Source organism: Streptomyces sp. NPDC056628 (genome assembly GCF_042792555.1).
Lineage (GTDB): Bacteria > Actinomycetota > Actinomycetes > Streptomycetales > Streptomycetaceae > Streptomyces.
Genome location: NZ_JBHTWG010000021.1, coordinates 22,448 through 44,803 on the forward strand (window position 1 = coordinate 22,448; position 22,356 = coordinate 44,803).

A 22,356-nucleotide genomic window follows, 5' to 3' on the forward strand; every position below is an offset into this window, starting at 1 on the left:
GTCCGTCGGCACAGGTCAGCGCGGTGCCCCGGGGTCCGTCGGCCGGTCGAGCTCCGCGCCGATCGCCTCGCGCAGGGGGTCGTGCCGCGGGCCGAGGGCGTGTGCCGGATCGCTCCAGCAGCGGCGCGGGTACAGCCACACCGGCATCCCGACGAGGCCGGCCGGCTCCCAGTCGTAGCGGGGCCACACATGGGCGTGCAGGAAGGAGTCGGTGTTCCCCAGGATCTCCAGGTTGACCCGCCGGAAGCCCGGGTCCAGCCGCCCGCAGGCGCGTTCGACGGCCTCGCCGAGCCGGTCCATGCCGGACAGGAAGGCCAGCCGTCTCTCCCGCGGGAGGTCGGAGAGCCGCCCGGCCGTGGGGTCGTCCGACAGGAGCACGCAGTAGCCGGGGAGGAACTGCGTGTCCCCGATCACCGCGAACCCGGCGTCCAGCCGGCGCGGCACGGTGGGGTTCCGCCCCCGCAGCGCGCTGCCGATCCTGTCCTCGCGCCAAGCGTCGTCCATGATCGGCGAGAGTGACGTGCACGGATCCGCGGGGCGGGGCCGGTCACCGCTTCGGCACGCACCGCCACGCCAGCGCCGCGGCCGTGAGGTAGGCGGCGGCGCCGGCGGCCATGCTGAGGCGCAGACCGGCCGACGGGGTGGCGGCCGAGGCGAGCAGGCTGCCGCCGAGGGCGACGCCCGTGGCGCTGCCGATCTGGCGGGTGGTGTTGAACAGCGCGGAGGCGGTGCCCGCGTACCCGGCGGGTACGGCGCCCATGACGGTGGTGGTCGAGCCGGTCAGGGCGAACGAGGTGCCGAAGCCCGCCGCCATCATCGGGGCGACCAGGAGGGCGTAGCCGGGGTCGGGGCCCGCCGCCGCCCACCCGGCGAGGCCGAGCGCGGCCACGACCATGCCGGTGACCACCAGGGGCCGGTCGCCGGTACGGCGGGCCAGCCGGCCGGACAGAACGGAGGCGAACATGGTCATCGCCACCGCCGGGAAGAGCGCCAGCCCCGTCTCGAAGGCGCTGTAGCCGCGCTCCTGCTGGAACTCCAGGCTCGCCGTGAAGACCATGCCGTAGAAGGCGAAGTTGAACAGCAGGCCGATCGCGGCCCCGCCGCTCACCTCCCGCGCCCGCAGCAGGCTCAGCGGTAGAGCGGGGGAGCGGGCCAGCCGCTCGCGGACGGCGAACGCCACGGCGGCCAGGACGGCCAGGCCCAGGCCGGCGAGGACGGCCGGGTCGGTCCAGCCGCGCCGCCCGGCCTCGTTGAGCGAGGCGGTCAGCAGGGCGACGGCCGCCACGACCGCGCACTGCGCGGGCCAGTCCAGGGCGCGGTCGGCCCGGCGGGGCGAGGGCGCCACATGACGCAGGGTCAGCGCGAGACAGGCCGCGCCGACCGGGAGGTTGACGAGGAAGACCCAGCGCCAGCCGACGGTGGACACGAGCGCTCCGCCGAGCAGCGGGCCGGCCGAGGCGGCGATGCCCGCCATCGACCCCCACAGCCCGAAGGCGCGCGAACGGGCCGCCGGTTCCGGATACGCCTGCTGGAGCAGGGCGAGGGAGCCCGGGACGATGAGGGCGGCGCCCAGTCCCTCCACGAGGCGGGCGGCGACCAGGAACGACACGTCCGGCGCGAGCGCGCAGGCGGCGGAGGCGGCGGTGAACACGGCCACCCCGGCGCAGAAGACACGGCGGTTGCCCAGCCGGTCGCCCAGCGCGCCGCCGGTCAGCAGGAACCCGGCGAGGACGAGCGTGTAGCCGTCGGTGACCCACTGGACGCCGGTGAGCGAGGCGGAGAGGTCGCGGCCGATGACGGGGACGGCGACGTTGATGACGGTCACGTCCAGGATCACCATGAAGTAGCCGGCGCACACGGCCAGCAGCGGTGCCCAGCCCCGCCGTTCGCCCCCCGGCCGTGCCTGGGCCACGGTCATTTCTCCTCCGGTCGCGGCGAGATCACGTGGATCGCCACAGTAGGCGCCGTCTGGTCTGCACGGCGGATCTGCTGGGCCGTACGGTGATCGTCCCGGCCGGCGAGGTACTCCACGACCAGCTGCTCCTTGGGACCGAAGCGGTCGTAGATGGTCTTCTTGGTGACCCCGGCCTCGGCGGCGATCAGGTCGACGCCCACGGCGTGGCCCGTCGTCCTCGTCACCTTCGGCGGCTACGGCCTGTACTGGATCATCCTTCGGCGCTCGGGCGTCACCCAGGTGAACACCCTGATGTTCCTGATGGCACCCGTGACGGCCGTCTGGGGGCGCTCATGTTCGGTGAGCCCTTCGGCGTTCGGACCGCAGTCGGACTCGCCGTCGCCCTGGCGCCGTGCTCGTCGTCCGCCGCGGCGCCGGTTCCGGCCGACGGACGGCCGATCGGGCCCCGGACGACGCCGCGAAGGCCACGAGCGGGGTCCGGCGCTGACTCAGCCGCCGAAGTCGACGTCCGCCGCCTTCGCGATCCGCGCCCCCATGTTGAGCTCCATCATCTCCAGCGCGGCGGACGCCAGATGCGGGTGGATGGAGGCGACGGCGTCCTCGGGCACCGTGACGTCCAGGTGCCGGATGTGCGCGTCCAGCGCGGAGTACAGCACGCACTGCTCGGTGACCTGACCGGTCAGCACCACGTGCCCCACCCCCAGCCGCCACAGCAGATACGACAGGGGCGTCTCGTAGAAGGCGGAGTGCCGGGCCTTCACCACGAACAGCGACTCGTCGTCCGGGCGGATCGGCTCGACCAGGTCGGCGCGCGGCCGGGACAGCGCGTTCTCCACCAACTCGCCGTGGTGGGAGCGCCAGCGCCCGAAGTTGTCGTTCGCGTAGATCACGGGGACGTCCGCCGCGCGGGCCCGCCCGATCAGGTCCGCGAGGACCGGCACGACCTGCTCGACGGACGGCACGAGCAGCTCGGCGTCCTCGTGGTCATAGGTGTTGATCATGTCGACCACCAGAAGGGCGACCTTCCCTGCGTCCGTCGGGTCGGTGCGCGTGTCGTCGGTGCTGGTGGTGCTCCCGGTGTCGTCGGTCACGCCTCTCCCAGGGGGTACGGGTCGGAACGGGGAAACGCCCGCCCGGGTACCCGGCGGCGGGGCCGGTGTAACGGCGGTGCACGGGTGAGGCGCGCGGGGCGGCGGTCAGTCCTCGGCGACGACCCGTACGGTGCGGAGTCGCCGGTCGGCCGCGTCCGGCAGGAACATGCCCGCCTCGACCCCGGTGAGCAGGTACCCCAGCACCGGCTCGGTCACCCGCTCACCGGGCAGCACCGCGGGGATGCCGGGCGGGCCTCGATGGCCGCACGGGTGCGTGCGGCAGGGGCTTCGGCGTGGTTCCTACGCGAGGCCGGCGTCCCCGAGCCTCGTCCCCGTGCGTCAGGCGGCCGTGGCGGTCCGCTCCGGGGTCCGCAGCGCCGTCCCGCCGTCCCGCCACGCCGCGAGCAGCCGGGTCGCCAGGCGGTCCTCCAGATGGCCGGTGGCGCGGATGCCGAACACCACGTCGGCCTCCAGACCGGGTTCGTCCTCCAGCAGCCCCCCGACGACGTCGTGCCGCACGACCTGCTCGTGGACGGCATCCGCCTCGACGTGCTCGGTGTAGAACCGTACGGCGGCCGGGCCCGCCCCCACCCGGCGCAGCGCCTCGGCCAGCCGCCGCGACCCCGGGGACGAGGTGACCTCGACCGAGGCGAAGTGCCCCACGAGGGCGGCCCGCAGTGCCCGGTGCAGACCGAACAGGGACATCAGGTTGACCGTCGCCAGCACCTCGGCGGGAGCCGCGTCGACATAGTGGCCGTACGCCGTCTCCAGCCCCAGGTCCGTCATCAGGTCGGCGAACAGCTGGGCGTGGATCTCGTCCGCGCGGCCCCCGCCGAACTCGTCGAACTCCACGGCCACCATCGCCGCCTTGGCCCGCCCGTACAGGCGGGGGATGACCCAGGCGTGCGGGTCGGCCTCCTTCAGGTGGTACAGCGAGCGCAGTGCCGCGTACTCGCGCAGCTGGGCGAGGGTGCCCTCGTCCCGCAGGAAGTGCGAGACGCTGCCGGTGCCGTCCACCGGCTCGACCTGCAGTTCGTCCAGCGCCGCCCACGCGCTGTCCCCCTCACCCACCGGCACGTCCGCGCGCAGCGCGCCCAGGAAGCGGTCCTCGAGCGTGCCCCGTACGGCGAGTAGGCCGCTGTCCCACTCCCGCGCGTCCGAAACGCCCTCGAAGCCCTGGTAGTGCAGCTCATACAGGACGTACAGGGCGAGCTGGAGATCGTCGCCGTACGGTGACGCCTCGGCCGGCGAGGGGACATCGACGTCCCGCTCGCCGCGCAGCAGATCCATGACGGCGGCGGACAGCGGGCCGCGCGGCGCGGGCAGCGCGGGCACCGTCCGCCGCGAGAGGCGCCGGTCAGTCGTCGTGGTCATGCGGTCCCGTCCTCGTCCGTCGTCGTCCGTTGAGCGCGCCTGCGGTGGCTGGTGTCGCACCAGGGGAAGATCTTGCTGCGGCGGCAGGTGCAGACGGCCACGCTGAACCGGTCGCAGACCGTCACCTCGCCGTCCTCGCCGACCACCTCGACGGGCCCCTCCACCAGCAGCGGGCCGTCCCGCTGGACCCGGATGCGGCGGGGCCGTTCAGACGCGTTCACCACGGATCACCACCAGTTCCTCCGTGAGGTCGTCGTCCGCGAGACCGCGGTCGCGCAGCCAGTCCACCCGGGAGCGCAGCACCCGGCCGTAGGGCAGCTGGGACCGTTCGACGACCTGCGCCCGCAGTCCGGCCGCGGTCAGCCGGGCCAGCGTGGCGTCGACGCCGCACAGATGCGAGTGCACCATCAGGAGCCTTCCCGAGGGGCGCAGGAGCGCGGGCGCGTGGTCGCAGATCCGGTCGATCAGCAGCCGGCCGTCGGCTCCGGCGTCCCAGGCGCGGGCCGCGCCCCGGGGCGGACGGTTGCCCGGGGCGGGCACGTACGGCGGGTTGGAGACGACCAGGTCGAACTGCCGGCCGGACACCGCCGTCATCAGGTCCCCGCGGCGCAGCCGCAGGGTCTGCCCGTTCTGCCGGGCGTTCCACCAGGCGGCGGCCAGCGCCCGCCGGGAGATGTCCACGGCGGTGACCCGCCCGCCCAGCCGGGCGGCCTCGACGGCCAGCATGCCGCTGCCCGTGCCCAGATCCAGTACGTCGGTGCCCGGCGTGACGCCTTCGCGGTGCAGGGCACGGGTCAGCAGCCGGGTGTCGAACTGGGGGCGGTACACGCCCGGCAGCACCCAGCAGCGCAGGGGAGGGTGCGGAGCGAGAGCTTCAGTGGTCACGGACGCACTCCTCAGCCCGCGGCCTGCAGCGGCCGCCCGGAGAGGGCCCGCCGCGCCACCGAGGACGGACGTCCCGGCCAGGTCGGCGGGGCCGTCACCAGGATCTCGGAGTCCAGGAGCCGCTGGTGCACGCCGGGCCACTCGTCGCCGTCGCCCGCGTCGGTCACGACACCGGGGGTGATCTTTAGGTCGACGGCCCGTACGAAGGACTCCTCCACGCCCCGCTCGGCGAGCCGACGCGGGACCACCGAGGCCAGTGCCTCGGTGGTCGAGGGCTCGGGAGACCCCTTCAGGGTGCGGTTGATGACAAGTGCTTTCACAGTCGCTCCGGGGATCGAAGACGGGGGTCGGGCACCGGCCGGGGAGGGGATCAGTCCTCGCCCCGGACGATGTTCCACTCGGCCCCCGTGCGGGCCGAGGGCTGTTTGTCTCTGTCCTCCACAGCGGCGACGCAGGTGCGTATCGACCTCTCCTCCGGGTGCCGGGACTCCAGCCAGCCGGTCGGGGGCACGTGCAGGACTTCCTTCTTCGCAGACCGCGCGGTCACGGCGCTTCATCTTCTTCCTTGTCCGGGACGAGCCCGGTCGGGGCTCTCTCTGAGGTGCGGACCGGGTGCCCCCGACCTGGGGCCGGGAAACGCGGTCAGAGATCGCGCCGGGGCAGCGGCCGCACCGCGGGTCCCTGGACGACCTCGCCGTCCGGGGTGAAACGGGAGCCGTGGCAGGGGCACTCCCACGCCTGCTCGGCCCGGTTGAACGACACGATGCAGCCGAGGTGGGTGCAGCGGGCCGACAGCGCGTGCAGCCGCCCCTCCTCGTCCCGGTGGACGGCGCACAGTCCCGCGCCCACCCGCACCACCGCCCCGTCACCCGGCGCGATGTCGTCCGGCGACGGACCGGTCCTGGCCAGCGGTGCGATCCGGTCGCCGACGAAGTGCCGCGCCACCTGCGCCTGATGGGTGAGGAACCGGCCTCCCTCGCGTACGACCGGGCCCAGTCGGCGCGGGTCGTACAGCGCGCTCCAGGCGACCTCGCGCCCGCCGACGAGGTCCGCGAGCAGCCGGCCCGCCATGATGCCGCCGCTCATGCCCCAGCCGCCGAAGCCGGTCGCCACGTAGGTGTGCCGGCTGCCGGCGTGGAACGGACCGACGAGCGGCACGGTGTCCGTCGAGTCGTTGTCCTGGGTGGCCCACCGGTGTGTGAGCGTCACCTGCGGGAAGTGGCGCTGGGCCCAGGCTGCCAGCCGCTCGAAGCGTTCCTCCGCGTCGGCGGTGCCGGGGGTGAAGTGCTCGCCCGTGACGATCAGCAGCCGGCGTCCCTCGCCGAGGGGCGCGGTGCGCACCGAGCGTGTGGAGCGCTCCGGCGTGATGTACATGTGGCGCGGAGCGTGCTCCTCGGCGATCGGGCCGGCCACGACCAGCTCCCGGCGCGAGGACAGCCGGGCGAAGAGCAGGGCGCGGTCGAACACGGGGTAGTGCGTGGCGACCACGACCTTCGAGGCGCGCACCCGCACGCCCGCCTCGGTGGTGAGCACGCAGGGCTCGCCCTCGGTGAGCCCGGTCACCCGGGTGTTCTCGTACACCGTGCCACCGTGCCGACGCAGGTCCTCCGCGAGCGCCAGCAGGTACTTGCGCGGATGGAACTGGGCCTGCCCGTTCACCCGGACCGCGCCGGCCACCGGGAAGGGCAGGTCCGTCTCCGTGACGAACTCCGCGTCCAGCCCCGCCTCCCGGGCCGCCTCCGCCTCGGCGCGCAGCTCACCGACGCGCCGCGGGTTCTCGGCGTACGTGTGGGCCGCGGCCTCCTCCCACTCGCAGTCGACGCCCAGCTCCCGCGCGCACTCCTCGGCGCGGCGGATCGCCTCGGTCTGCGAGCGCGCGTACAGCCGGGCGGCCTCCGGGCCACGGGTGCGGCGCAGCCGGTCGTAGACCAGGGTGTGCAGCGCGGTGAGCTTGGCCGTGGTGTGCCCGGTGACCGAGGCGGCGAGCCGGCCCGCCTCCAGGACGGCCACCTGACGGCCCTGCCGGGCCAGTTCCCACGCCGTGCTGAGCCCCGCGATGCCCCCGCCGACCACGGCGACGTCGACCTCGAGGTCACCGTCCGGCGGGGGAGCGGGATCACCGGGGGGCGCGGTCTGCAGCCAGTACGACTCGTGCGGCACTCTCTCAGCGTTCATGGACGCCGGGTTCCCGGCTGGACGGCACCACACGTCGAATCACCCGTTCTCACGATCTTTCACATCGCGCCGCCCGGGTACCCGCCCCCCGAACAGCACGGCAGGCCGGTCCGCGGAGCGCGGACCGGCCTGCGAGACGAGCGCACCAGGAGGATCGATGAGCACGGTCAGGGAGACGGTCGACGTGGAGGTCCCGCTGCGCCGGGCCTACGACCAGTGGACCCAGTTCGAGGATTTCCCGCGCTTCATGGAGGGCGTCGAGGAGGTCCGCCAGTTGGACGAGCGGCACAACCACTGGGTGACGAGCATCGGCGGGGTGAAGCGCGAGTTCGACACCGAGATCGTCGACCAGCTGGCCGACGACCGCATCACCTGGCGGTCCGTGGGCGGCGACACCCAGCAGCGCGGCTCGGTCCGCTTCGAGCAGCTGGACGACACGCACACGCGCGTGGAGCTCACCATGGAGGTCGAGCCGACCGGCGTGGCCGAGAAGGGCGCGGACGCGCTCGGCATGATCGACCGGCGGGTCAAGGGCGACCTGCACCGGTTCAAGGAGTACGTCGAGAAGGGCGGCAGCACCGGGGGCTGGCGCGGCCGCATCCGGCCGGAGGACCCGGGCACCGTCCTCTGACGGACGCGCACGCGAGCATTCCCGGCCGGTCCGCATGCGCGGGCCGGCCGTCCGGTCCGCACGCACGCGCGGGCCGGGCGGCCCGTCCGGCGGCGGGCGGACATCGCGCCCAGCCGGTGGGAGGCGTGGTCGGTCATGGGCGCGGAGGTGGACCGGATCGCCCAGCCGTCGGCGGCGTTCCGGTGTCCAGGTCTCTCGCCGGGGCCGCCGCGGGTGTGGGGGAGTGCGGTGCGCGCAGCGGCGGTCCGGGTTCGGGGGGTGCCCGTATTGATGGGCTGACCCCTGGTGTCAGGCTGCCGTCTCCAGGGCGGGACGCGTTCCGGTGTCCAGGTCCTTCGCCGGGATCGGCACCGGCACGGGGGTGCGCCGGGCGCGCAGCAGCAGACCCGTCCCGATCGTGCCCGCGATGATCAGGCCCCCCGCCACGAGGGCGCCGCGGGCGCCGGCCGTCTCCATCAGCAGGCCGAGCGCCGGAGGTCCGCCCAGACCCCAGGCCGTGCCGATGCTGCTCCACACGCCGAGCACGCGTCCGCGCAGGTGCGGGGGCGGATCCGTCTGGAGCACCGCCGTCCCCGTGGTGTCGGAGACGGATTCCACGACCGCCATCGGCAGCACCAGGACCAGCAGCACCGCCAGGGACGGGGACAGCCCGGCCGCCACCTGCAGCAGGCCGCCCGCCGCCGCCAGCGTGCCCACCACCCGCACGGAGGGCCGGCGCAGCCGCGCGCCGAGCACGGCGCCCAGGATGCCGCCGACGGCCAGCACCGTGGAGACGGTGCCGAAGGAGCCGGCGCCGCCCGCGAGCGGCCCGGTGACGAGCACCGCGAGGGTGAGGCCGTAGTTGCGGCCGAACACCGAGCTGACGCCCGTGACCGCGGCGAGCGCCACGAGACGGGGGCGGCGTGCGAAGAAGCGCAGCCCCTCCCGCACGCTCAGGTCCGGGCCCGCACCGGACGGCTCGGGCCCCCGCGCCGCGCCCGCCCGGGCGGAGTGCCGGGCCGCGCCGGGCGCCGGTCGCAGGAACGGGATGACCGCCGTCACGACCAGGAACGACAGCCCGTTGGCGGCGTACGCGGCCGCCGTGCCGAGGAAGCCCACGGTCACCCCGGCCAGGGCCGTGCCGGCCAGCCGGCCCGCGTTGTGCACCAGGGCGCCCACGCCGATGGCGGACGGCACGTCCTCCACCGGCACGAGGTCGTTGCCGAGCAGGGCGCACGCGGGGCCGTCGACGGTGGCGACGACGCCGGTGACGGCGGCCAGCACCATCAGGGTCGTCATGTCGAGCAGGTCGAGCGCCACCAGGGTCGCCGTCGTGAAGGCGATCACGCCGAGCAGGGCCTGGCTGACGGCGGCGGTCAGCTTCAGCGGCCAGCGATCCACCGCGGTGCCGCCCAGCAGGCTCACGAAGAGGGCCGGAGCGGCCTGCACCGACATCGAAAGACCGGTGGCGGCGGCGGAACCCGTGATCTGCAGGACGAGCAGGTTCTGCACGGTGAGCTGCATCCAGGTGCCGGCGTTCGACACGAAGTTCGCCACGGACCACCAGCGCATGCCGCGGTGACGCAGCGAACGCCAGGGGGAGCGGGACGCCGCCCCGGAGGGGGCGGCGGAGGTGTCCGGCGCGGGGGTGGCCGGAGCAGGGGTGAAGGACACAGTCGTACCCGGGGCAAGAGGACGGGGGGACCGGGGAACCGGAGAGCCACCGGGCTGCGCTGCGCGGATGGTTCCACCGAGTCGTCACGGCGTGGACCATCGTGGCAGACCGGGCACCGGCGACGACTGGGCCGGCTCGCCCCGGCCGGTGCGGGGCTCCGCAACTGGGCGCAGCGAAAAGAAACTTCATAAGGCAGTGGGGTTGCTCACATCGCGGCTGAAGTGGACGAAACCGGACGAGTAGGGATCAACGTGTGAAAGCTACTCGTCCGGGAACCCTGGCCAGTGCGGCGTCCGGAACGAGGCGACCCACCACCACGGCGGTGCCGTGTGCACGCGGCCCGCACCGACCGATCACTCCCCTTCCGAGAAACCGGCGATGGCTCCCCGACAGCCCGCCGACCCCGCCGAACCCCTTTTCTCGAGCCACGCCCGCGCGTGCACGGGACGCTCCGTCTCTCACGCCCGCGCGCGGACGAAGGGACACCCCTATGCCTGCTGTCTCGACGCGCACCTGGCACCGTGCCCTGGTGACCGGTGGCGCCGGCTTCCTCGGCAGCCACCTGTGCGACCGTCTGCTGGATTCGGGCGTCGAAGTCGACTGCGCCGACAACCAGTGCTCCGGGGCCCGTGAGAACGTCGCCCACCTGGAGGGACGCCCCGGCTTCCGGTTCGTCGACTGCGACGTCAGCGCACCCGACGCGCCCGCGCTGCTGCGAGGCCACTACGACCTCGTCCTGCACTTCGCCTGCCCGGCGTCACCGGCCGACTACCTGCGGCTGCCGCTGGAGACCCTCGACGTCGGCAGCCTCGGCACCCGGAACATGCTGGCCGTCGCCGAGCGTGACGGGGCGCGCCTCCTGCTGGCCTCCACGTCCGAGGTGTACGGCGACCCGCTGACGCACCCGCAGCGCGAGGACTACTGGGGCAACGTGAACCCGGTCGGGCCGCGCAGCGTCTACGACGAGTCCAAACGTTTCGCCGAGGCGCTGGTCACCGCCCACGTACGGACCCGGGACGCCGACGCCGGCATCGTCCGGATGTTCAACACCTACGGGCCGCGCATGCGCGCGCGCGACGGCCGGGCCGTCCCGACCTTCGTCAGCCAGGCCCTGGCCGGCGAACCGCTCACCGTCGCGGGCGACGGCCGGCAGACCCGGTCCCTGTGCTACGTCGACGACACCGTCGACGGGGTGCTGCTGGTCGCGGCAAGCCACTCCGTGCGGCCCGTCAACATCGGCGGGAGCGACGAGGTCACCGTCGGCGAGATCGCCCGGCGCATCGTCGCACTCACCGGATCGTCCTCCTCCATCGTGTACGTCGACCGTCCGACCGACGACCCGCAGCGGCGGCGCCCCGACACCGGTCTGGCCCGCGAGCTGCTCGGCTGGACGCCCCGCGTGCCCTGGGAGGAGGGCATCAAGCAGACCATCGCCTACTTCGCGGCGGCGCAGCCCGCGCCCGATCCGGCCGCCTAGGGCGTGTCGTGTCGATCGGGCCGGATCAGCGAGTGGCGTCCGGTGCCCGACACTCCTTGGGCGCACCCCGCCCTTCCCGTCAGCCGTACGGAGGCATCGCATGCGCGTTCTGGGAATCAACGCCCTCTTCCACGACCCCGCCGCCGCCCTGGTCGTGGACGGCAGGATCGTGGCGGCGGCCGAGGAGGAACGGTTCAGCCGGCGCAAGCACGGCAAGCGGCCCGTGCCCTTCTCCGCCTGGGAACTCCCCGAGCTGTCCGCCCGGTGGTGCCTCGACGAGGCCGGGCTGACCCCCGCCGACCTCGACGCGGTCGCCTACTCCTACGACCCCGAACTGGCCCGCCCCGCCGACCAGATGGGACTGCACGATCCCTGGGACCAGCTGCGCCAGGAGTACGCCCGCCGCGCCCCCGGCTTCCTCGCCGAGGCCCTGCCGGGCCTGGACCCCGGCAAGGTCCGCTTCGTCGCCCACCACGTCGCCCACGCGGCCTCCGCCGGCCTGGCCGGCCCCTGGCCCGACAGCGCCGTCCTCGTCCTCGACGGGCGCGGAGAGTGCGGCTCCCACCTCGCCGGACGCTACGCGAACCGAGAACTCACCGTGCTCGGCTCGCAGTCGCTGCCCGACTCGATGGGCCTGTTCTACGAGGACCTCACCCAGCACCTCGGATTCCTGCGCAGCAGCGACGAGTTCAAGGTGATGGCCCTCGCGTCCTACGGCACCCCCCGCTTCCTCGACCGGGTCCGGCCCTACGTCCACCTCGACGACGACGGCGGCTTCCGCGCGCGGCCCGTCCCCTGGGCGTCCCTCGTCCCGCCGCGTCCGGCGGGCGCCGACTGGACCCAGGACCACGCCGACCTCACCGCCAGCGCCCAGGCCTGCCTGGAGGAGGTCCTGCTGGGCCTCGCACGGTGGCTGCACGACCGTACGGGGGAGGACGTGCTGACCCTCGCCGGGGGGGTCGCGCTGAACTGCGTCGCCAACACCCGGCTGTACCGGGAGACCCCGTTCCACCACGTCTGGGTCCAGCCCGCCGCCGGGGACGCCGGCACCGCGCTCGGCGCCGCCCTGCACGTCGCCCACCAGAAGGAGGCCGTCGAGGCCATGCCGACGGCCGCGCTCGGCCGGGGCTGGAGCGACGACGAACTGCGCGCCTGGCTGGAGCGCGCCGCCGTGCCCTACGAGGAGCCCGGCGACATCGCCGAGACCGTGGCCGCCGAGCTCGCCGCCGACGGCATCGTCGCCTGGTTCCAGGGCCGCAGCGAGTACGGCCCCCGCGCTCTCGGGCACCGCTCCCTGCTGGCCCACCCCGGCCGCGCGGAGAACCTGGAACGCCTCAACGCGGTGAAGGGACGCGAGGAGTTCCGCCCGGTCGCCCCCATGGTCCTCACCGAACGCGCCGCCGAACTCTTCGACGGACCGCTGCCCAGCCCGTACATGCTGTTCGTGCACGACGTCGCCGAGGAGTGGCGCGGCCGTATCCCGGCCGTCGTCCACGTGGACGGCACCGCCCGGATCCAGACCGTCGACCGCGCCGACGAGCCCCTCGTGGCCCGCGTGATCGACGGGTTCGAGCGCCGCACCGGACTGCCCGTCGTCGTCAACACCAGCCTGAACACCGCCGGCCGGCCCATGGTCGACGACCCGCGCGACGCCCTGGAGTGCTTCGGCTCCGCACCCGTGGACCTCCTCGCCCTCGGCCCGTTCGCGATCCGGCGCGGAAAGGTGTTCGCATGACGGCCGCCCCCGCCTACAGCGTCGTCATCCCGACGATCGGCCGGCCCTGCCTCGCCGACTGCCTGCGGGCGCTCGCCGCAGCCGACGGCCATCCGCCCGAGGAGGTCGTCGTGGTGGACGACCGCCCGGACGCCACCGGCCCCCTGCCGCTGGCGGCGGCCGGCCCGCTGCGCGGACGGCTGCGTACCCTGCGCACCGGCGGGCGCGGGCCCGCCGCCGCCCGCAACGCCGGCTGGCGCACCGTCCTCACCCCCTGGACCGTCTTCCTCGACGACGACGTCCAGGTGCTGCCCGACTGGTCCCGCCGCCTCGCCGACGACCTGGCGGCGGCCGGGCCCTCCACGGGCGGCGTCCAGGGACGGCTGCGGGTCCCCCTCCCCGAGGACCGCCGGCCCACCGACTGGGAACGCGGCACGGCCGGCCTGGAGCGGGCCGCCTGGGCCACCGCCGACATGGCGTACCGCACCACCGCGCTGATGGACGTCCAGGGCTTCGACGAACGGTTCGGCCGGGCCTTCCGCGAGGACGCCGACCTCGCCCTGCGCGTCGAGGAGGCCGGCTGGTCCCTGCACCGGGGACAGCGCACCACCCGGCACCCCGTCCGCCCGGCCGACCGCTGGGCCTCCGTGCGCGCCCAGCGCGGCAACGCCGACGACGCCCTGATGACCCGGCTGCACGGCCCCGACTGGTGGCGGCGCGCCCGCGCCCCCCGGGGCCGCCTGCCCCGCCACGCCTTCGTGACGGCGATGGCGCTCACCGCCCCCGTGCTCGCCCTCACCGGCCGCCGACGGGCCGCCGCCACGGCCGCCGCGCTGTGGGCGCTCGGCACCGGCGAGTTCGCCCTGGCCCGCATCCTGCCCGGGCCCCGCACCCCCGGCGAGATCACCACCATGGTCGCCACCAGCGTCGTCATCCCCCCGCTCGCGATCCGGCACTGGCTCGACGGCGTCGTCCGCCACCGCCGGGCGCCGTCCCCGAGGAGCGCCCGATGACCGGGGCCGGCGTCGCCGCCGTCCTCTTCGACCGCGACGGCACCCTCATCGAGGACGTCCCCTACAACGGCGACCCCGGCCGGGTCCGCCCGCTGCCCGCCGCGCGCCCGGCCCTGGACCTGCTGCGCGCCCGCGGCATCCCCACCGGCGTGGTCAGCAACCAGTCCGGCGTCGGCCGCGGACTGCTCACCCGGGCCGACGTCCACCGGGTCAACGACCGTGTGGACGCCCTCCTCGGCGGCCTGGACACCTGGCTGTACTGCCCGCACGCCCCCGAGGCCGGCTGTCCCTGCCGCAAGCCCCGCCCGGGACTCGTCGTCGAGGCGGCGCGGCGCCTGGGTGTACCCCCCGGGCGCTGCGGGGTGATCGGCGACATCGGGGCCGACGTCGAGGCGGCCCGCGCCGCCGGCGCACGGGCGGTGCTGGTGCCCACCGCGGCCACCCTCCCCGCCGAGATCGAGGCGGCCCCCGCCACCGCGCCCGACCTGCTCGCCGCGGTCCGCCGGCTCCTCGCGAAGGGGGAGGAGCGTCGATGAGGGCCCTGGTCGTACGCCTCGACAGCTTCGGCGACGTGCTGCTGGCCGGACCCGCGATCCGGGCCGTGGCGGCGGGCGCGTCCCATGTCACCCTGCTCTGCGGCCCCCGCGGCGAACCCGCCGCGAGCCTGCTGCCCCGCCTCGACGACGTCCTCGTGTGGGACGCCCCCTGGGAGGGCTTCGACCCGCCGTCCGTCCGGGACGCCGACGTCGACGGCCTGCTGCGCCGCCTGCGGGACGCCGCCTTCGACACGGCCCTCGTCCTCACCTCCTTCCACCAGAGCCCGCTGCCCACCGCCCTGCTGCTGCGCCTCGCCGGCGTCCCGCGCATCGGCGCCGACAGCGTCGACCACCCCGGCCGGCTGCTCGACGTACGGCACCGGCGGCAGTCCGGCCGGCACGAGGTCGAAGCCGCCCTGGACACCGCCGCCGCCCTGGGCTTCCTGCCGCACACCGGGGACGACGGACGGCCGCGCGTCCTGCCACCGCCCGACACTGTCGCGCTGACCGGCAACGGCCCGTACGTCGTGGTGCACCCCGGAGCCAGCGCCCCCGCCCGCGCCTGGAGCCCCGAACGCTGCGCCGAGGCCGTCGCCGCGCTCGCCGACGCCGGCCACCGGGTCGTCGTCACCGGCGGCCCCGGCGAGACCGCCCTGACCCGCGCGGTCAGCGGCGGCACGGCCGTCGACCTCGGCGGCCGCACCGACCCGCGCACCCTCTCCGGCGTCCTGCGCACCGCCGACGCCCTCGTGTGCGGCAACACCGGGCCCGCCCATCTGGCCGCGGCCGTCGACACCCCCGTGGTGTCGCTGTTCGCCCCGGTCGTCCCGGCCGAACGCTGGGCGCCCTACGGGGTGCCCTGTGTGCTCCTCGGCGACCAGCGCGCGCCCTGCGCCGGCACCAGGGCCCTGACCTGTCCCGTATCCGGCCACCCGTGCCTCGACGAGGTCACGGCCGACGACGTGGTGGCCGCGGTGCACAAACTCCTCGCGGAGACGACATGAACGTACTCGTGTGGCACGTGCACGGCTCCTGGCTGACGACCTTCGTCCAGGGCCCCGCCACCTGCCTGGTGCCCGTCACCCCCGACCGCGGACCCGACGGCCTCGGCCGGGCCAGTACCTGGCAGTGGCCGCGGCGGGTGCGGGAGGTGACCCCCGAGGAGCTGCGCGACGCCGACATCGACCTCATGGTGCTGCAACGGCCGCACGAGCTCGACCTGGCCGCACACTGGACCGGCCGGCGCCCCGGAGTCGACGTGCCCGCCGTGTACGTCGAGCACAACAGCCCGCACGGGACCCCCGCCGGCACCCGGCACCCGCTCGCCGGCCGCACCGACATCACCCTCGTGCACGTCACCCACTTCAACCGGCTGATGTGGGACAACGGCCGCGCGCCCACCGCCGTCGTCGAGCACGGCGTCATCGACCCCGGACCGCTGTGGACGGGCGAGGAGCGCCGTGCCGCGGTGGTCGTCAACGAGCCCGTCCGGCGCGGCCGCACCACCGGCACCGACCTGCTGCCCGACTTCGCGCGCGCCGCACCGCTGGACGTGTTCGGCATGCGCACCGAAGGGCTCGCGGGCCACCTGGGCCTGCCGCCCGGCCGGCTGCGCAGCCGCGACCTCCCGCAGAGCGAACTGCACCCGGCCATGGCACGGTGCCGCGCCTATCTGCACCCGGTGCGCTGGACCTCGCTCGGACTGTCGCTGCTGGAGGCGATGTTCCTCGGTATGCCCGTCGTCGCCCTCGACACCACCGAGGTCCGCGAGGCCGTACCCGAGGGCGCCGGCGTGGTCTCCAACCGGCTCGACGTCCTGCACGACGCCCTACGGCGGTTCCTCGCGGACTTTGACGACGCCCGCCGGACGGGGGAGGCGGCCAGGGCCGCGGCGCAGGCCCGCTACTCGGAACGGCGGTTCCTGGACGACTGGGAGCGTCTGATCAAGGAGGTCACCCGATGACTACGAGGCATCCCTCGGCCGGCCGTGTCGCCATGGTCTCCGAGCACGCCAGCCCGCTGGCCGCGCTCGGGGGACCCGACGCGGGCGGACAGAACGTGTACGTGGCGCAGCTCGCCGGGCACCTGGTGCGGCGCGGGCACGACGTCACCGTGTACACGCGGCGGGACGACCCCCGGTCGCCGGAGCGGGTCACCACACCGGACGGATTCCAGGTGGTCCACGTCCCCGCCGGACCGGCGGCGCCCGTCCCCAAGGACGAACTCCCGCCCTACATACCGGAGTTCGGCGCCTTCCTGGCCCGCGAATGGGCGGCGGCACCACCCGACGTGGTGCACGCCCACTTCTGGATGTCCGGCTGGGCGGCCCTGTCCGGCGCCTACGGGCTCGGCGTGCCCGTCGTGCAGACCTACCACGCCCTCGGCACCGTGAAGCGGCGCCACCAGGGCGCCGCCGACACGAGCCCGAGCGACCGCGTCGCCATCGAGACCGTCGTCGGCCGCGACTGCGCCCGCATCATCGCGACCTGCCAGGACGAGGTGTGCGAGCTGGAGGCCATGGGGCTGTCCCGGCGGAACATCTCCGTCGTCCCGTGCGGCGTCGACCCCGAGCAGTTCACGCCGCGCGCGGGCGCCCGCCGACCGGCCTCCGCGCCCCGGCGGCTGCTCGCCGTGGGACGGCTCGTGCCCCGCAAGGGCTTCGACCGCGCGATCCGCGCCCTCGCGGACGTCCCCGGCGCCGAACTCCTCATCGCCGGAGGCCCCGAACAGGCCCTGCTGCTCGCCGAACCGGAGGCCGAACGACTGCGTGCGATCGCCGAGGAGCACGGCGTGGCCGACCGGGTCACCCTCCTCGGCGCGGTCGGCCGCGCCGCCATGCCCGCCCTGATGTCCAGCGCCGACCTGGTGCTGTCCCTGCCCCGCTACGAGCCGTTCGGCATCGTCCCCGTCGAGGCCATGGCCTGCCGCGCGCCGGTCCTCGCCACCGCCGTCGGCGGACAGCTCGACACGGTCGTGGACGGCATGACCGGCGAACTCGTCCCCGCCGACGACGACTACGACATCAGCGCCGCCGTCCGCCGCCTGCTGGCCGACCCGGACCGGCTCGCCCGGTACGGCGCCCAGGGCCGCCGCCGCGTCCTGTCCCGGTACACCTGGGGCCGCGTGGCGGACGGCGTCACCCGCGCCTACAGCGCGGTCTCCTCCGTCCCCTCGCTCTCGGGAGCCCTGCGATGAAACTCGCCTCCGACGTCACCCACTGCGACGACCTGATGCGGGCACTGACCGGGTTCCGCGGCTACGCCGGCCCGCTGCTGCGGCGCTGGGGAACCTCGCTCGCCACCACCCTCGACGGCGGGGCCCGGCTCCTCCTCGCGGGCAACGGCGGCAGCGCCGCCCAGGCCCAGCACCTCAGCGCCGAACTCGTGGGCCGCTACCGGGACGACCGCCCCCCGTTCTCCGCGGTCGCCCTGCACGCCGACACCTCCGCGACGACCGCCATCGCCAACGACTACGGCGTCCAGGAGATCTTCGCCCGGCAGGTCGCCGCCCACGGCCGGGCCGGAGACGTCCTCATGCTCCTGTCCACCAGCGGCGCCAGCGCCAACCTGCTCGCCGCCGCCGACCGGGCGCACCGGCTCGGCATGCCCGTCTGGGCGCTGACCGGCCCGGCGCCCAACCCGCTCGCGGGCTCCGCCGACGACGCCCTGTGCGTCGACGCGGCGACCTCCGCCACCGTCCAGGAACTGCACCTCGTCGCCGTCCACATGCTCTGCGAGGCGTTCGACGAGGCGGTGGAACGCCGGACGGCGGCCCGGCGGCGCCAGGCCGAACAGCGCTGGGCCCTGCTCACCGAGGAGGGCGCGTGACGACGGCTCCCGCCCCGCTCCTGGTCGTCGGCGACGCCCTCCTCGACCACGACGTCCACGGCCGTGCCGACCGCCTCGCGCCCGACGCGCCCGTCCCCGTCGTCAGCGGGCCCCGGCGCACCTCCCGGCCGGGCGGCGCCGCGCTCGCCGCCTGCCTCGCCGCCGCGGACGGCCGGCCGGTCACCCTGGTCACCGCGCTCGGCGACGACCCCGCGAGCGCCGCCCTGCGCGACCTCCTGGACGGCCGGGTCGGCCTGGTCGAACTCCCGCTCACCGACGCCCTGTCCAGCAAGACCCGCGTCCTCGTGGACGGCCGGCCCCTGCTGCGCCTCGACGACGGCGACGGCCGGGCGCGGGAGGCCACCGAAGCGGCCCGCCGGGCGCTCGCCGAGGCGGGCGCCGTCCTCGTCGCCGACTACGGCCGGGACACCGCCACCGTGCTCCGCGACGATCTGGCCGCCGCCGCGGCCAGGGTCCCGCTCACCTGGGACCCCCATCCACGCGGCGGCGCGCCCGTGGCGGGCGCCCGCCTCGCCACCCCGTCGGCCGCCGAGGCACACGCCCTCGCCCGCCGGGCCGCCCCCGTCCCCGCCGACGCGGAGCCGCGGCCGGACCACGACCTGCACAGCGCCGCCCAGGACGCCGACCGGCTCGTCCACGCCTGGCGCGCCGCGTCCGTGGCCGTTACGCTCGGCGGACGCGGCGCCCTGCTCTCGCACGGCGGCACCCCGCTTCTGGTGCCGTCCCCCGTCACCGCCGACGGCGACGCCTGCGGGGCCGGGGACCGGTTCGCGGCGACCGCCGCCGGATGCCTCGCGGACGGCGACCTCGTCGAGACGGCCGTACGGCAGGCCGTGCACGCCGCCACCCGCTACGTCGCCGAGGGCGGGGTGCGCTCCGACGCCGTGGACACCGCCCCCGCGGGACTCCGGCCCGCCGACCGCGAACCCACCGGCGACGCGGTGCGCACGGCCGCCCGGGTGCGGGCCGCGGGCGGCACCGTCGTCGCCGCGGGCGGCTGCTTCGACCTGCTGCATGCCGGCCACGTGGCCCTGCTGCAGGCCGCCCGGCGCACCGGCGACTGCCTGATCGTCTGCGTCAACTCCGACGCCTCCGTACGCCGCCGCAAGGGCGCGGGCCGGCCCCTGGTCCCGCAGGCCGACCGCGTCCGCGTCCTGCGCGCCCTCGAGTGCGTCGACGCCGTGGGCGTCTTCGACGAGGACACCCCGGAACGCCTCCTGGCCGAGCTGCGCCCGCACATCTGGGCCAAGGGCGGCGACTACGCCATGACCCGCCTGCCGGAGGCGGCCCTGGTGGAGAGCTGGGGCGGCCAGGTCGTCCTCTTCCCCTACCTGGACGGCCGCTCCACCACCGGTATCGCCGAACGGGCGGCCCTCACCCCGGGCCGGGCCGGACGATGAACGGCGTCCCGCGGGCGTGGGCGGGGACGCCCGCGGGGGCGCCCCGGCGGCGCGTGCTGGTCCTGCGTGCGCTGGGCCTGGGCGACCTCCTGGCCGGCGTCCCGGCGCTGCGGGGGCTGCGGCGCGCGTTCCCCGGGGACCACGTCGTCCTCGCGCTGCCCCCCGCCCTCCGGGAGGCCGCCCTCACCACCGGGGCCGTCGACGAGATCCTGCCGGCCGAGGCCCCCGGCCGCGGCGTCCCCGACCTGACCCACTGGACCGGGCCGCCACCCGACCTCGCCGTGGACCTGCACGGCAACGGCCCCGCGAGCCGTGACGCCCTGGCCGCGCTGCGCCCCCACCGGCTCCTCGCCTTCGCGGACGGGACGCCCGTGTGGCGGGCCGACGAGCACGAACGGCAGCGGTGGTGCCGCTTCCTCGCCGCCCACGGCATCCCCGCGGACCCGGACGACCTGCGGCTGCCCCCGCCCGGCACGCCGTCGCCGGCCCCCGGCGCCGTCGTCGTCCACCCCGGCGCGGAGTCCGCCGCCCGCCGCTGGCCCGCCGGACGGTACGCCGCCGTCGCACGGCACCTGGGCGCGGCGGGCCACCGCGTCGTGCTGACCGGTGGGCCCCGCGAGGACGCCCTCGTCGCGGAGGTCGCCGAACGCGCCGGGGTGCCCCCGTGGGACCGGTGGCCCGGCGGGCTGTCCTTCGCGCGGCTCTCGGCCCTCGTCGCCCACGCGGCGCTCCTCATCAGCGGCGACACCGGACTGGCGCATCTCGCCGTGGCCCACGGCACCCCGTCCGTGACCCTGTTCGGGCCGGTCCCGCCCCGCCTGTGGGGGCCGCCGCCCCTGCACCGGCACATCGCCCTGTACACGCCGGGACCGCCCGGCGACCCGCACGGCGGGACCCCCGATCCGTGCCTGCTGCGGATCGGCACCCACGAGGTCGTCGTCGCGGCCGGCTCCCTGCTGCCCGCCCCGCATCCGACCCGCGCGGAACAGCGGGAACCGGCGTCCGGCACCCGGGCCCGCCCCTGACCGGCCGCTCCGGCCGCCCGGGCGCGGCCCCCCCGACGGTGGTCTCTCCTTGCTCTCACGGCACAGGCGAGCGAGGGTGGATATGCGGTCGGTCGGGGGCCACGCCGGCGCTCCGGCCGTCCGACGCACGCGGCCGACAGGAGCGGAAGAGCGAGGCGCGATGACGAGTCGTTCCCCCCTCACGATGGTGCCGGCCACCGACCGTGTCACGGTGGTGTGCCTGGCCGGCGCGCTGGACGCCGACTGCTGCGTCCGGCTGGCCGGAGAACTGACGCGGCATCTGGACCGCGCCGCCCGTCAGGGGCACCGGCTGGTCCTCGACATGACGGCCGTCCCCGCGGTCGGCGAGGCGGCCCGCCGGACCCTTCGGGAGGAGACCGGGTATCTCGCGGGCGCCCCCGTCCTCGTGGTGGCGACACCCGAGGTCCGCAAGGAACTGGAGCAGGACGACCTCCCCGGCATGCGCCTCCACGGCACGCTCGTCGAGGCCCTGACGTCGCTGCCCCCCTCGACCGCCCCCGCCCCCGGCCGGCCCGCACGGCCGCGCCGGACGGGGAAGCCGCCGGCCGACGCCGAGAGCCTGCGGGGCGAGATCTTCGGGCTCCGGGCCAAGGCGCGCACCAGCGGACTCATCGGCGTCGCCCAGGGCATGCTCATCGCCCGCTACGGCCTGCCCGGCCCCGCTGCCGCGTTCGCGCTGCTGCGCGAGGGCTCGCAGCAGTGCAACGTGCCGCTGCGGATCCTCGCGTCCGCCGTCGTCACGGCACCCCCGCCGCAGACGGACGCCCACTGGTTCCTGGGACGCGGCACGCACGCCCCGCCGCCCGACACCGCATTCGTACGGGCGTACGGCGGGGACGTCACCGACCGGTGTCATGTGCTCGCCGCCGCCCTGGACACGGCGATCGCCGTGGCCGGGGCCGACGCGGGCGAGGTGCACCTCACGGACCCGGCCCAGGACCACGCGCTGTTCCTCGAGGGACGTCGCGGGCTCGACGCCGCCTACTGGGACGAGGTGGCCCTCGTCACCGGCCCGCCGGTGGTGTGCGCCGTGGCCCGGGAACGGCTCGCGCCCGCAGCCGTGCCCGACGTCGCCGCCGACGAGGTCCTCTCGGCCCACCCGGCCGGTCAGGCGCTCCTGGCGGCAGGCCGCCGGGCCGTGTACAGCGTGCCGCTGATCACGCCGGAGACGTACTGCACCGGCACGCTGACCCTGCACAGGAACGAACCGGGCATCTGGCCGCCCCCCGCCCGGCGCGCGGAACTCGCCCGCCTCGCGGCCGACGTCGCGGCCTGGCGCTCCTGGTACCGCCGCACCGTCGTCCTGGACGCCCTGGAGCACCTCCACCAGAACCGACCGGACCGGGGCGCCGCAGCGCGGCGACCGGACGGCGGAGCCGCCAAGCGGTGATCGGGACCTGTGCTGCTCCGATGCCGCCGCACCGGTCCGGTGGCACCCCCGGCGCGGTTCACCCCATCCGGTGCGTCCCGGACGGCGTGTTCCGCCGGTCGGCCCCCGGCCGGGCCGGCTCGCCGCGCGCGCCCGCCGCGGGGGTGCCAGCGTGGAGGCAGCAGCGGGCCGGCACCGGGGTGCCGGCCCCCGGACGGAGACGACGGA

Annotated in this window: 22 protein-coding genes and 2 pseudogenes; 12 read left to right on the plus strand and 12 right to left on the minus strand. The window is 75.7% G+C overall.

Annotated features, from left to right (window positions below; all coding sequences use genetic code 11):
• Window positions 1–15: 15 nt before the first annotated feature.
• The 11 genes and pseudogenes from ACFRAC_RS23595 to ACFRAC_RS23645 form a co-directional block, all read right to left on the minus strand.
• Window positions 16–504: a diadenosine tetraphosphate hydrolase gene (locus ACFRAC_RS23595; protein ID WP_382926932.1), complete on the minus strand. Its 489-nt coding sequence runs from the start codon at window positions 502–504 to the stop codon at window positions 16–18.
• Between the two features lie 43 nt (window positions 505–547).
• On the minus strand, window positions 548–1,912 hold the full coding sequence (locus ACFRAC_RS23600) for an MFS transporter (protein WP_382926935.1): 1,365 nt from the start codon (window positions 1,910–1,912) through the stop codon (window positions 548–550).
• Window positions 1,913–2,006: 94 nt separating this feature from the next.
• A pseudogene (locus ACFRAC_RS23605) lies at window positions 2,007–2,121 on the minus strand (helix-turn-helix domain-containing protein); the annotation flags it as partial.
• Window positions 2,122–2,403: 282 nt separating this feature from the next.
• On the minus strand, window positions 2,404–2,925 hold the full coding sequence (locus tag ACFRAC_RS23610) for a cysteine hydrolase family protein (protein WP_382927200.1): 522 nt from the start codon (window positions 2,923–2,925) through the stop codon (window positions 2,404–2,406).
• 186 nt (window positions 2,926–3,111) lie between these two features.
• Window positions 3,112–3,258, minus strand: a pseudogene (locus tag ACFRAC_RS23615) (ornithine decarboxylase); the annotation flags it as partial.
• A gap of 87 nt (window positions 3,259–3,345) precedes the next feature.
• A complete protein-coding gene (locus tag ACFRAC_RS23620) occupies window positions 3,346–4,380 on the minus strand; it encodes an iron-containing redox enzyme family protein (protein WP_382926937.1) in 1,035 nt (344 codons plus the stop codon).
• On the minus strand, window positions 4,377–4,604 hold the full coding sequence (locus tag ACFRAC_RS23625; RefSeq protein WP_382926940.1) for a CDGSH iron-sulfur domain-containing protein: 228 nt from the start codon (window positions 4,602–4,604) through the stop codon (window positions 4,377–4,379). Before ACFRAC_RS23625 ends, ACFRAC_RS23620 begins: the two co-directional genes overlap by 4 nt.
• Complete coding sequence (locus tag ACFRAC_RS23630) at window positions 4,588–5,265, minus strand: HemK2/MTQ2 family protein methyltransferase (protein ID WP_382926943.1); 678 nt, start codon at window positions 5,263–5,265, stop codon at window positions 4,588–4,590. Before ACFRAC_RS23630 ends, ACFRAC_RS23625 begins: the two co-directional genes overlap by 17 nt.
• Window positions 5,266–5,276: 11 nt before the next feature.
• Window positions 5,277–5,585 carry a hypothetical protein gene (locus tag ACFRAC_RS23635; RefSeq protein WP_382926947.1) on the minus strand — a complete coding sequence of 103 codons (309 nt, stop codon included), beginning with the start codon at window positions 5,583–5,585 and terminating at the stop codon, window positions 5,277–5,279.
• 50 nt (window positions 5,586–5,635) lie between these two features.
• Window positions 5,636–5,812, minus strand: coding sequence for a hypothetical protein (locus ACFRAC_RS23640; RefSeq protein WP_382926950.1), 177 nt, complete (start codon window positions 5,810–5,812; stop codon window positions 5,636–5,638).
• A gap of 95 nt (window positions 5,813–5,907) precedes the next feature.
• The gene (locus ACFRAC_RS23645; protein WP_382926952.1) at window positions 5,908–7,440 is read right to left on the minus strand and encodes an FAD-dependent oxidoreductase; all 1,533 of its coding nucleotides are present in this window, start codon (window positions 7,438–7,440) and stop codon (window positions 5,908–5,910) included.
• Between the two features lie 157 nt (window positions 7,441–7,597).
• Between ACFRAC_RS23645 and ACFRAC_RS23650 the strand changes: the two genes are divergently transcribed.
• Window positions 7,598–8,071, plus strand: coding sequence for an SRPBCC family protein (locus tag ACFRAC_RS23650; RefSeq protein WP_382926955.1), 474 nt, complete (start codon window positions 7,598–7,600; stop codon window positions 8,069–8,071).
• Between the two features lie 288 nt (window positions 8,072–8,359).
• Here the strand turns inward: ACFRAC_RS23650 and ACFRAC_RS23655 are convergent, their stop codons facing one another.
• Window positions 8,360–9,622, minus strand: coding sequence for an MFS transporter (locus ACFRAC_RS23655; RefSeq protein WP_382927202.1), 1,263 nt, complete (start codon window positions 9,620–9,622; stop codon window positions 8,360–8,362).
• A 593-nt stretch (window positions 9,623–10,215) separates the two neighbouring features.
• Here ACFRAC_RS23655 and ACFRAC_RS23660 point away from each other — a divergent pair.
• The 11 genes from ACFRAC_RS23660 to ACFRAC_RS23710 all read left to right on the plus strand — a co-directional run bounded on the left by ACFRAC_RS23660 (window position 10,216) and on the right by ACFRAC_RS23710 (window position 22,149).
• Window positions 10,216–11,202 (plus strand): NAD-dependent epimerase/dehydratase family protein, encoded by a 987-nt coding sequence (locus ACFRAC_RS23660; protein WP_382926960.1) that lies wholly within the window; start codon window positions 10,216–10,218, stop codon window positions 11,200–11,202.
• Between the two features lie 100 nt (window positions 11,203–11,302).
• On the plus strand, window positions 11,303–12,937 hold the full coding sequence (locus ACFRAC_RS23665; RefSeq protein WP_382926962.1) for a carbamoyltransferase: 1,635 nt from the start codon (window positions 11,303–11,305) through the stop codon (window positions 12,935–12,937).
• Window positions 12,934–13,929 (plus strand): glycosyltransferase family 2 protein, encoded by a 996-nt coding sequence (locus ACFRAC_RS23670; protein ID WP_382926965.1) that lies wholly within the window; start codon window positions 12,934–12,936, stop codon window positions 13,927–13,929. The genes ACFRAC_RS23665 and ACFRAC_RS23670 overlap by 4 nt, the downstream gene beginning before the upstream one ends.
• Complete coding sequence (locus tag ACFRAC_RS23675) at window positions 13,926–14,465, plus strand: D-glycero-alpha-D-manno-heptose-1,7-bisphosphate 7-phosphatase (protein ID WP_382926968.1); 540 nt, start codon at window positions 13,926–13,928, stop codon at window positions 14,463–14,465. Before ACFRAC_RS23670 ends, ACFRAC_RS23675 begins: the two co-directional genes overlap by 4 nt.
• A complete protein-coding gene (locus tag ACFRAC_RS23680; RefSeq protein ID WP_382926970.1) occupies window positions 14,462–15,469 on the plus strand; it encodes a glycosyltransferase family 9 protein in 1,008 nt (335 codons plus the stop codon). Before ACFRAC_RS23675 ends, ACFRAC_RS23680 begins: the two co-directional genes overlap by 4 nt.
• A complete protein-coding gene (locus tag ACFRAC_RS23685; protein WP_382926972.1) occupies window positions 15,466–16,428 on the plus strand; it encodes a glycosyltransferase in 963 nt (320 codons plus the stop codon). Before ACFRAC_RS23680 ends, ACFRAC_RS23685 begins: the two co-directional genes overlap by 4 nt.
• Window positions 16,425–17,660: a glycosyltransferase gene (locus ACFRAC_RS23690; protein ID WP_382926974.1), complete on the plus strand. Its 1,236-nt coding sequence runs from the start codon at window positions 16,425–16,427 to the stop codon at window positions 17,658–17,660. Before ACFRAC_RS23685 ends, ACFRAC_RS23690 begins: the two co-directional genes overlap by 4 nt.
• The gene (locus ACFRAC_RS23695; RefSeq protein WP_382926977.1) at window positions 17,657–18,292 is read left to right on the plus strand and encodes an SIS domain-containing protein; all 636 of its coding nucleotides are present in this window, start codon (window positions 17,657–17,659) and stop codon (window positions 18,290–18,292) included. Before ACFRAC_RS23690 ends, ACFRAC_RS23695 begins: the two co-directional genes overlap by 4 nt.
• Window positions 18,289–19,713 carry a D-glycero-beta-D-manno-heptose 1-phosphate adenylyltransferase gene (rfaE2, locus tag ACFRAC_RS23700; protein ID WP_382926980.1) on the plus strand — a complete coding sequence of 475 codons (1,425 nt, stop codon included), beginning with the start codon at window positions 18,289–18,291 and terminating at the stop codon, window positions 19,711–19,713. The genes ACFRAC_RS23695 and rfaE2 overlap by 4 nt, the downstream gene beginning before the upstream one ends.
• Window positions 19,710–20,738 (plus strand): glycosyltransferase family 9 protein, encoded by a 1,029-nt coding sequence (locus tag ACFRAC_RS23705; protein WP_382926983.1) that lies wholly within the window; start codon window positions 19,710–19,712, stop codon window positions 20,736–20,738. Before rfaE2 ends, ACFRAC_RS23705 begins: the two co-directional genes overlap by 4 nt.
• 160 nt (window positions 20,739–20,898) lie before the next feature.
• Window positions 20,899–22,149 carry an ANTAR domain-containing protein gene (locus tag ACFRAC_RS23710; RefSeq protein WP_382926987.1) on the plus strand — a complete coding sequence of 417 codons (1,251 nt, stop codon included), beginning with the start codon at window positions 20,899–20,901 and terminating at the stop codon, window positions 22,147–22,149.
• The last annotated feature ends 207 nt before the right edge of the window (window positions 22,150–22,356 follow it).

What these genes read in the sequence shown, in the direction of transcription:
- ACFRAC_RS23685 (WP_382926972.1), top strand. Translation starts at nt 15,466, where the DNA reads ATGAACGTACTCGTGTGGCACGTGCACGGCTCCTGGCTGACGACCTTC.
- ACFRAC_RS23650 (WP_382926955.1), top strand. Translation starts at nt 7,598, where the DNA reads ATGAGCACGGTCAGGGAGACGGTCGACGTGGAGGTCCCGCTGCGCCGG.
- ACFRAC_RS23690 (WP_382926974.1), top strand. Translation starts at nt 16,425, where the DNA reads ATGACTACGAGGCATCCCTCGGCCGGCCGTGTCGCCATGGTCTCCGAG.
- ACFRAC_RS23660 (WP_382926960.1), top strand. Translation starts at nt 10,216, where the DNA reads ATGCCTGCTGTCTCGACGCGCACCTGGCACCGTGCCCTGGTGACCGGT.
- ACFRAC_RS23655 (WP_382927202.1), bottom strand. Translation starts at nt 9,622, where the DNA reads ATGCGCTGGTGGTCCGTGGCGAACTTCGTGTCGAACGCCGGCACCTGG.
- ACFRAC_RS23595 (WP_382926932.1), bottom strand. Translation starts at nt 504, where the DNA reads ATGGACGACGCTTGGCGCGAGGACAGGATCGGCAGCGCGCTGCGGGGG.
- ACFRAC_RS23675 (WP_382926968.1), top strand. Translation starts at nt 13,926, where the DNA reads ATGACCGGGGCCGGCGTCGCCGCCGTCCTCTTCGACCGCGACGGCACC.
- ACFRAC_RS23645 (WP_382926952.1), bottom strand. Translation starts at nt 7,440, where the DNA reads ATGAACGCTGAGAGAGTGCCGCACGAGTCGTACTGGCTGCAGACCGCG.
- ACFRAC_RS23705 (WP_382926983.1), top strand. Translation starts at nt 19,710, where the DNA reads ATGAACGGCGTCCCGCGGGCGTGGGCGGGGACGCCCGCGGGGGCGCCC.
- ACFRAC_RS23620 (WP_382926937.1), bottom strand. Translation starts at nt 4,380, where the DNA reads ATGACCACGACGACTGACCGGCGCCTCTCGCGGCGGACGGTGCCCGCG.
- ACFRAC_RS23680 (WP_382926970.1), top strand. Translation starts at nt 14,462, where the DNA reads ATGAGGGCCCTGGTCGTACGCCTCGACAGCTTCGGCGACGTGCTGCTG.
- ACFRAC_RS23695 (WP_382926977.1), top strand. Translation starts at nt 17,657, where the DNA reads ATGAAACTCGCCTCCGACGTCACCCACTGCGACGACCTGATGCGGGCA.
- ACFRAC_RS23665 (WP_382926962.1), top strand. Translation starts at nt 11,303, where the DNA reads ATGCGCGTTCTGGGAATCAACGCCCTCTTCCACGACCCCGCCGCCGCC.
- ACFRAC_RS23670 (WP_382926965.1), top strand. Translation starts at nt 12,934, where the DNA reads ATGACGGCCGCCCCCGCCTACAGCGTCGTCATCCCGACGATCGGCCGG.
- ACFRAC_RS23710 (WP_382926987.1), top strand. Translation starts at nt 20,899, where the DNA reads ATGACGAGTCGTTCCCCCCTCACGATGGTGCCGGCCACCGACCGTGTC.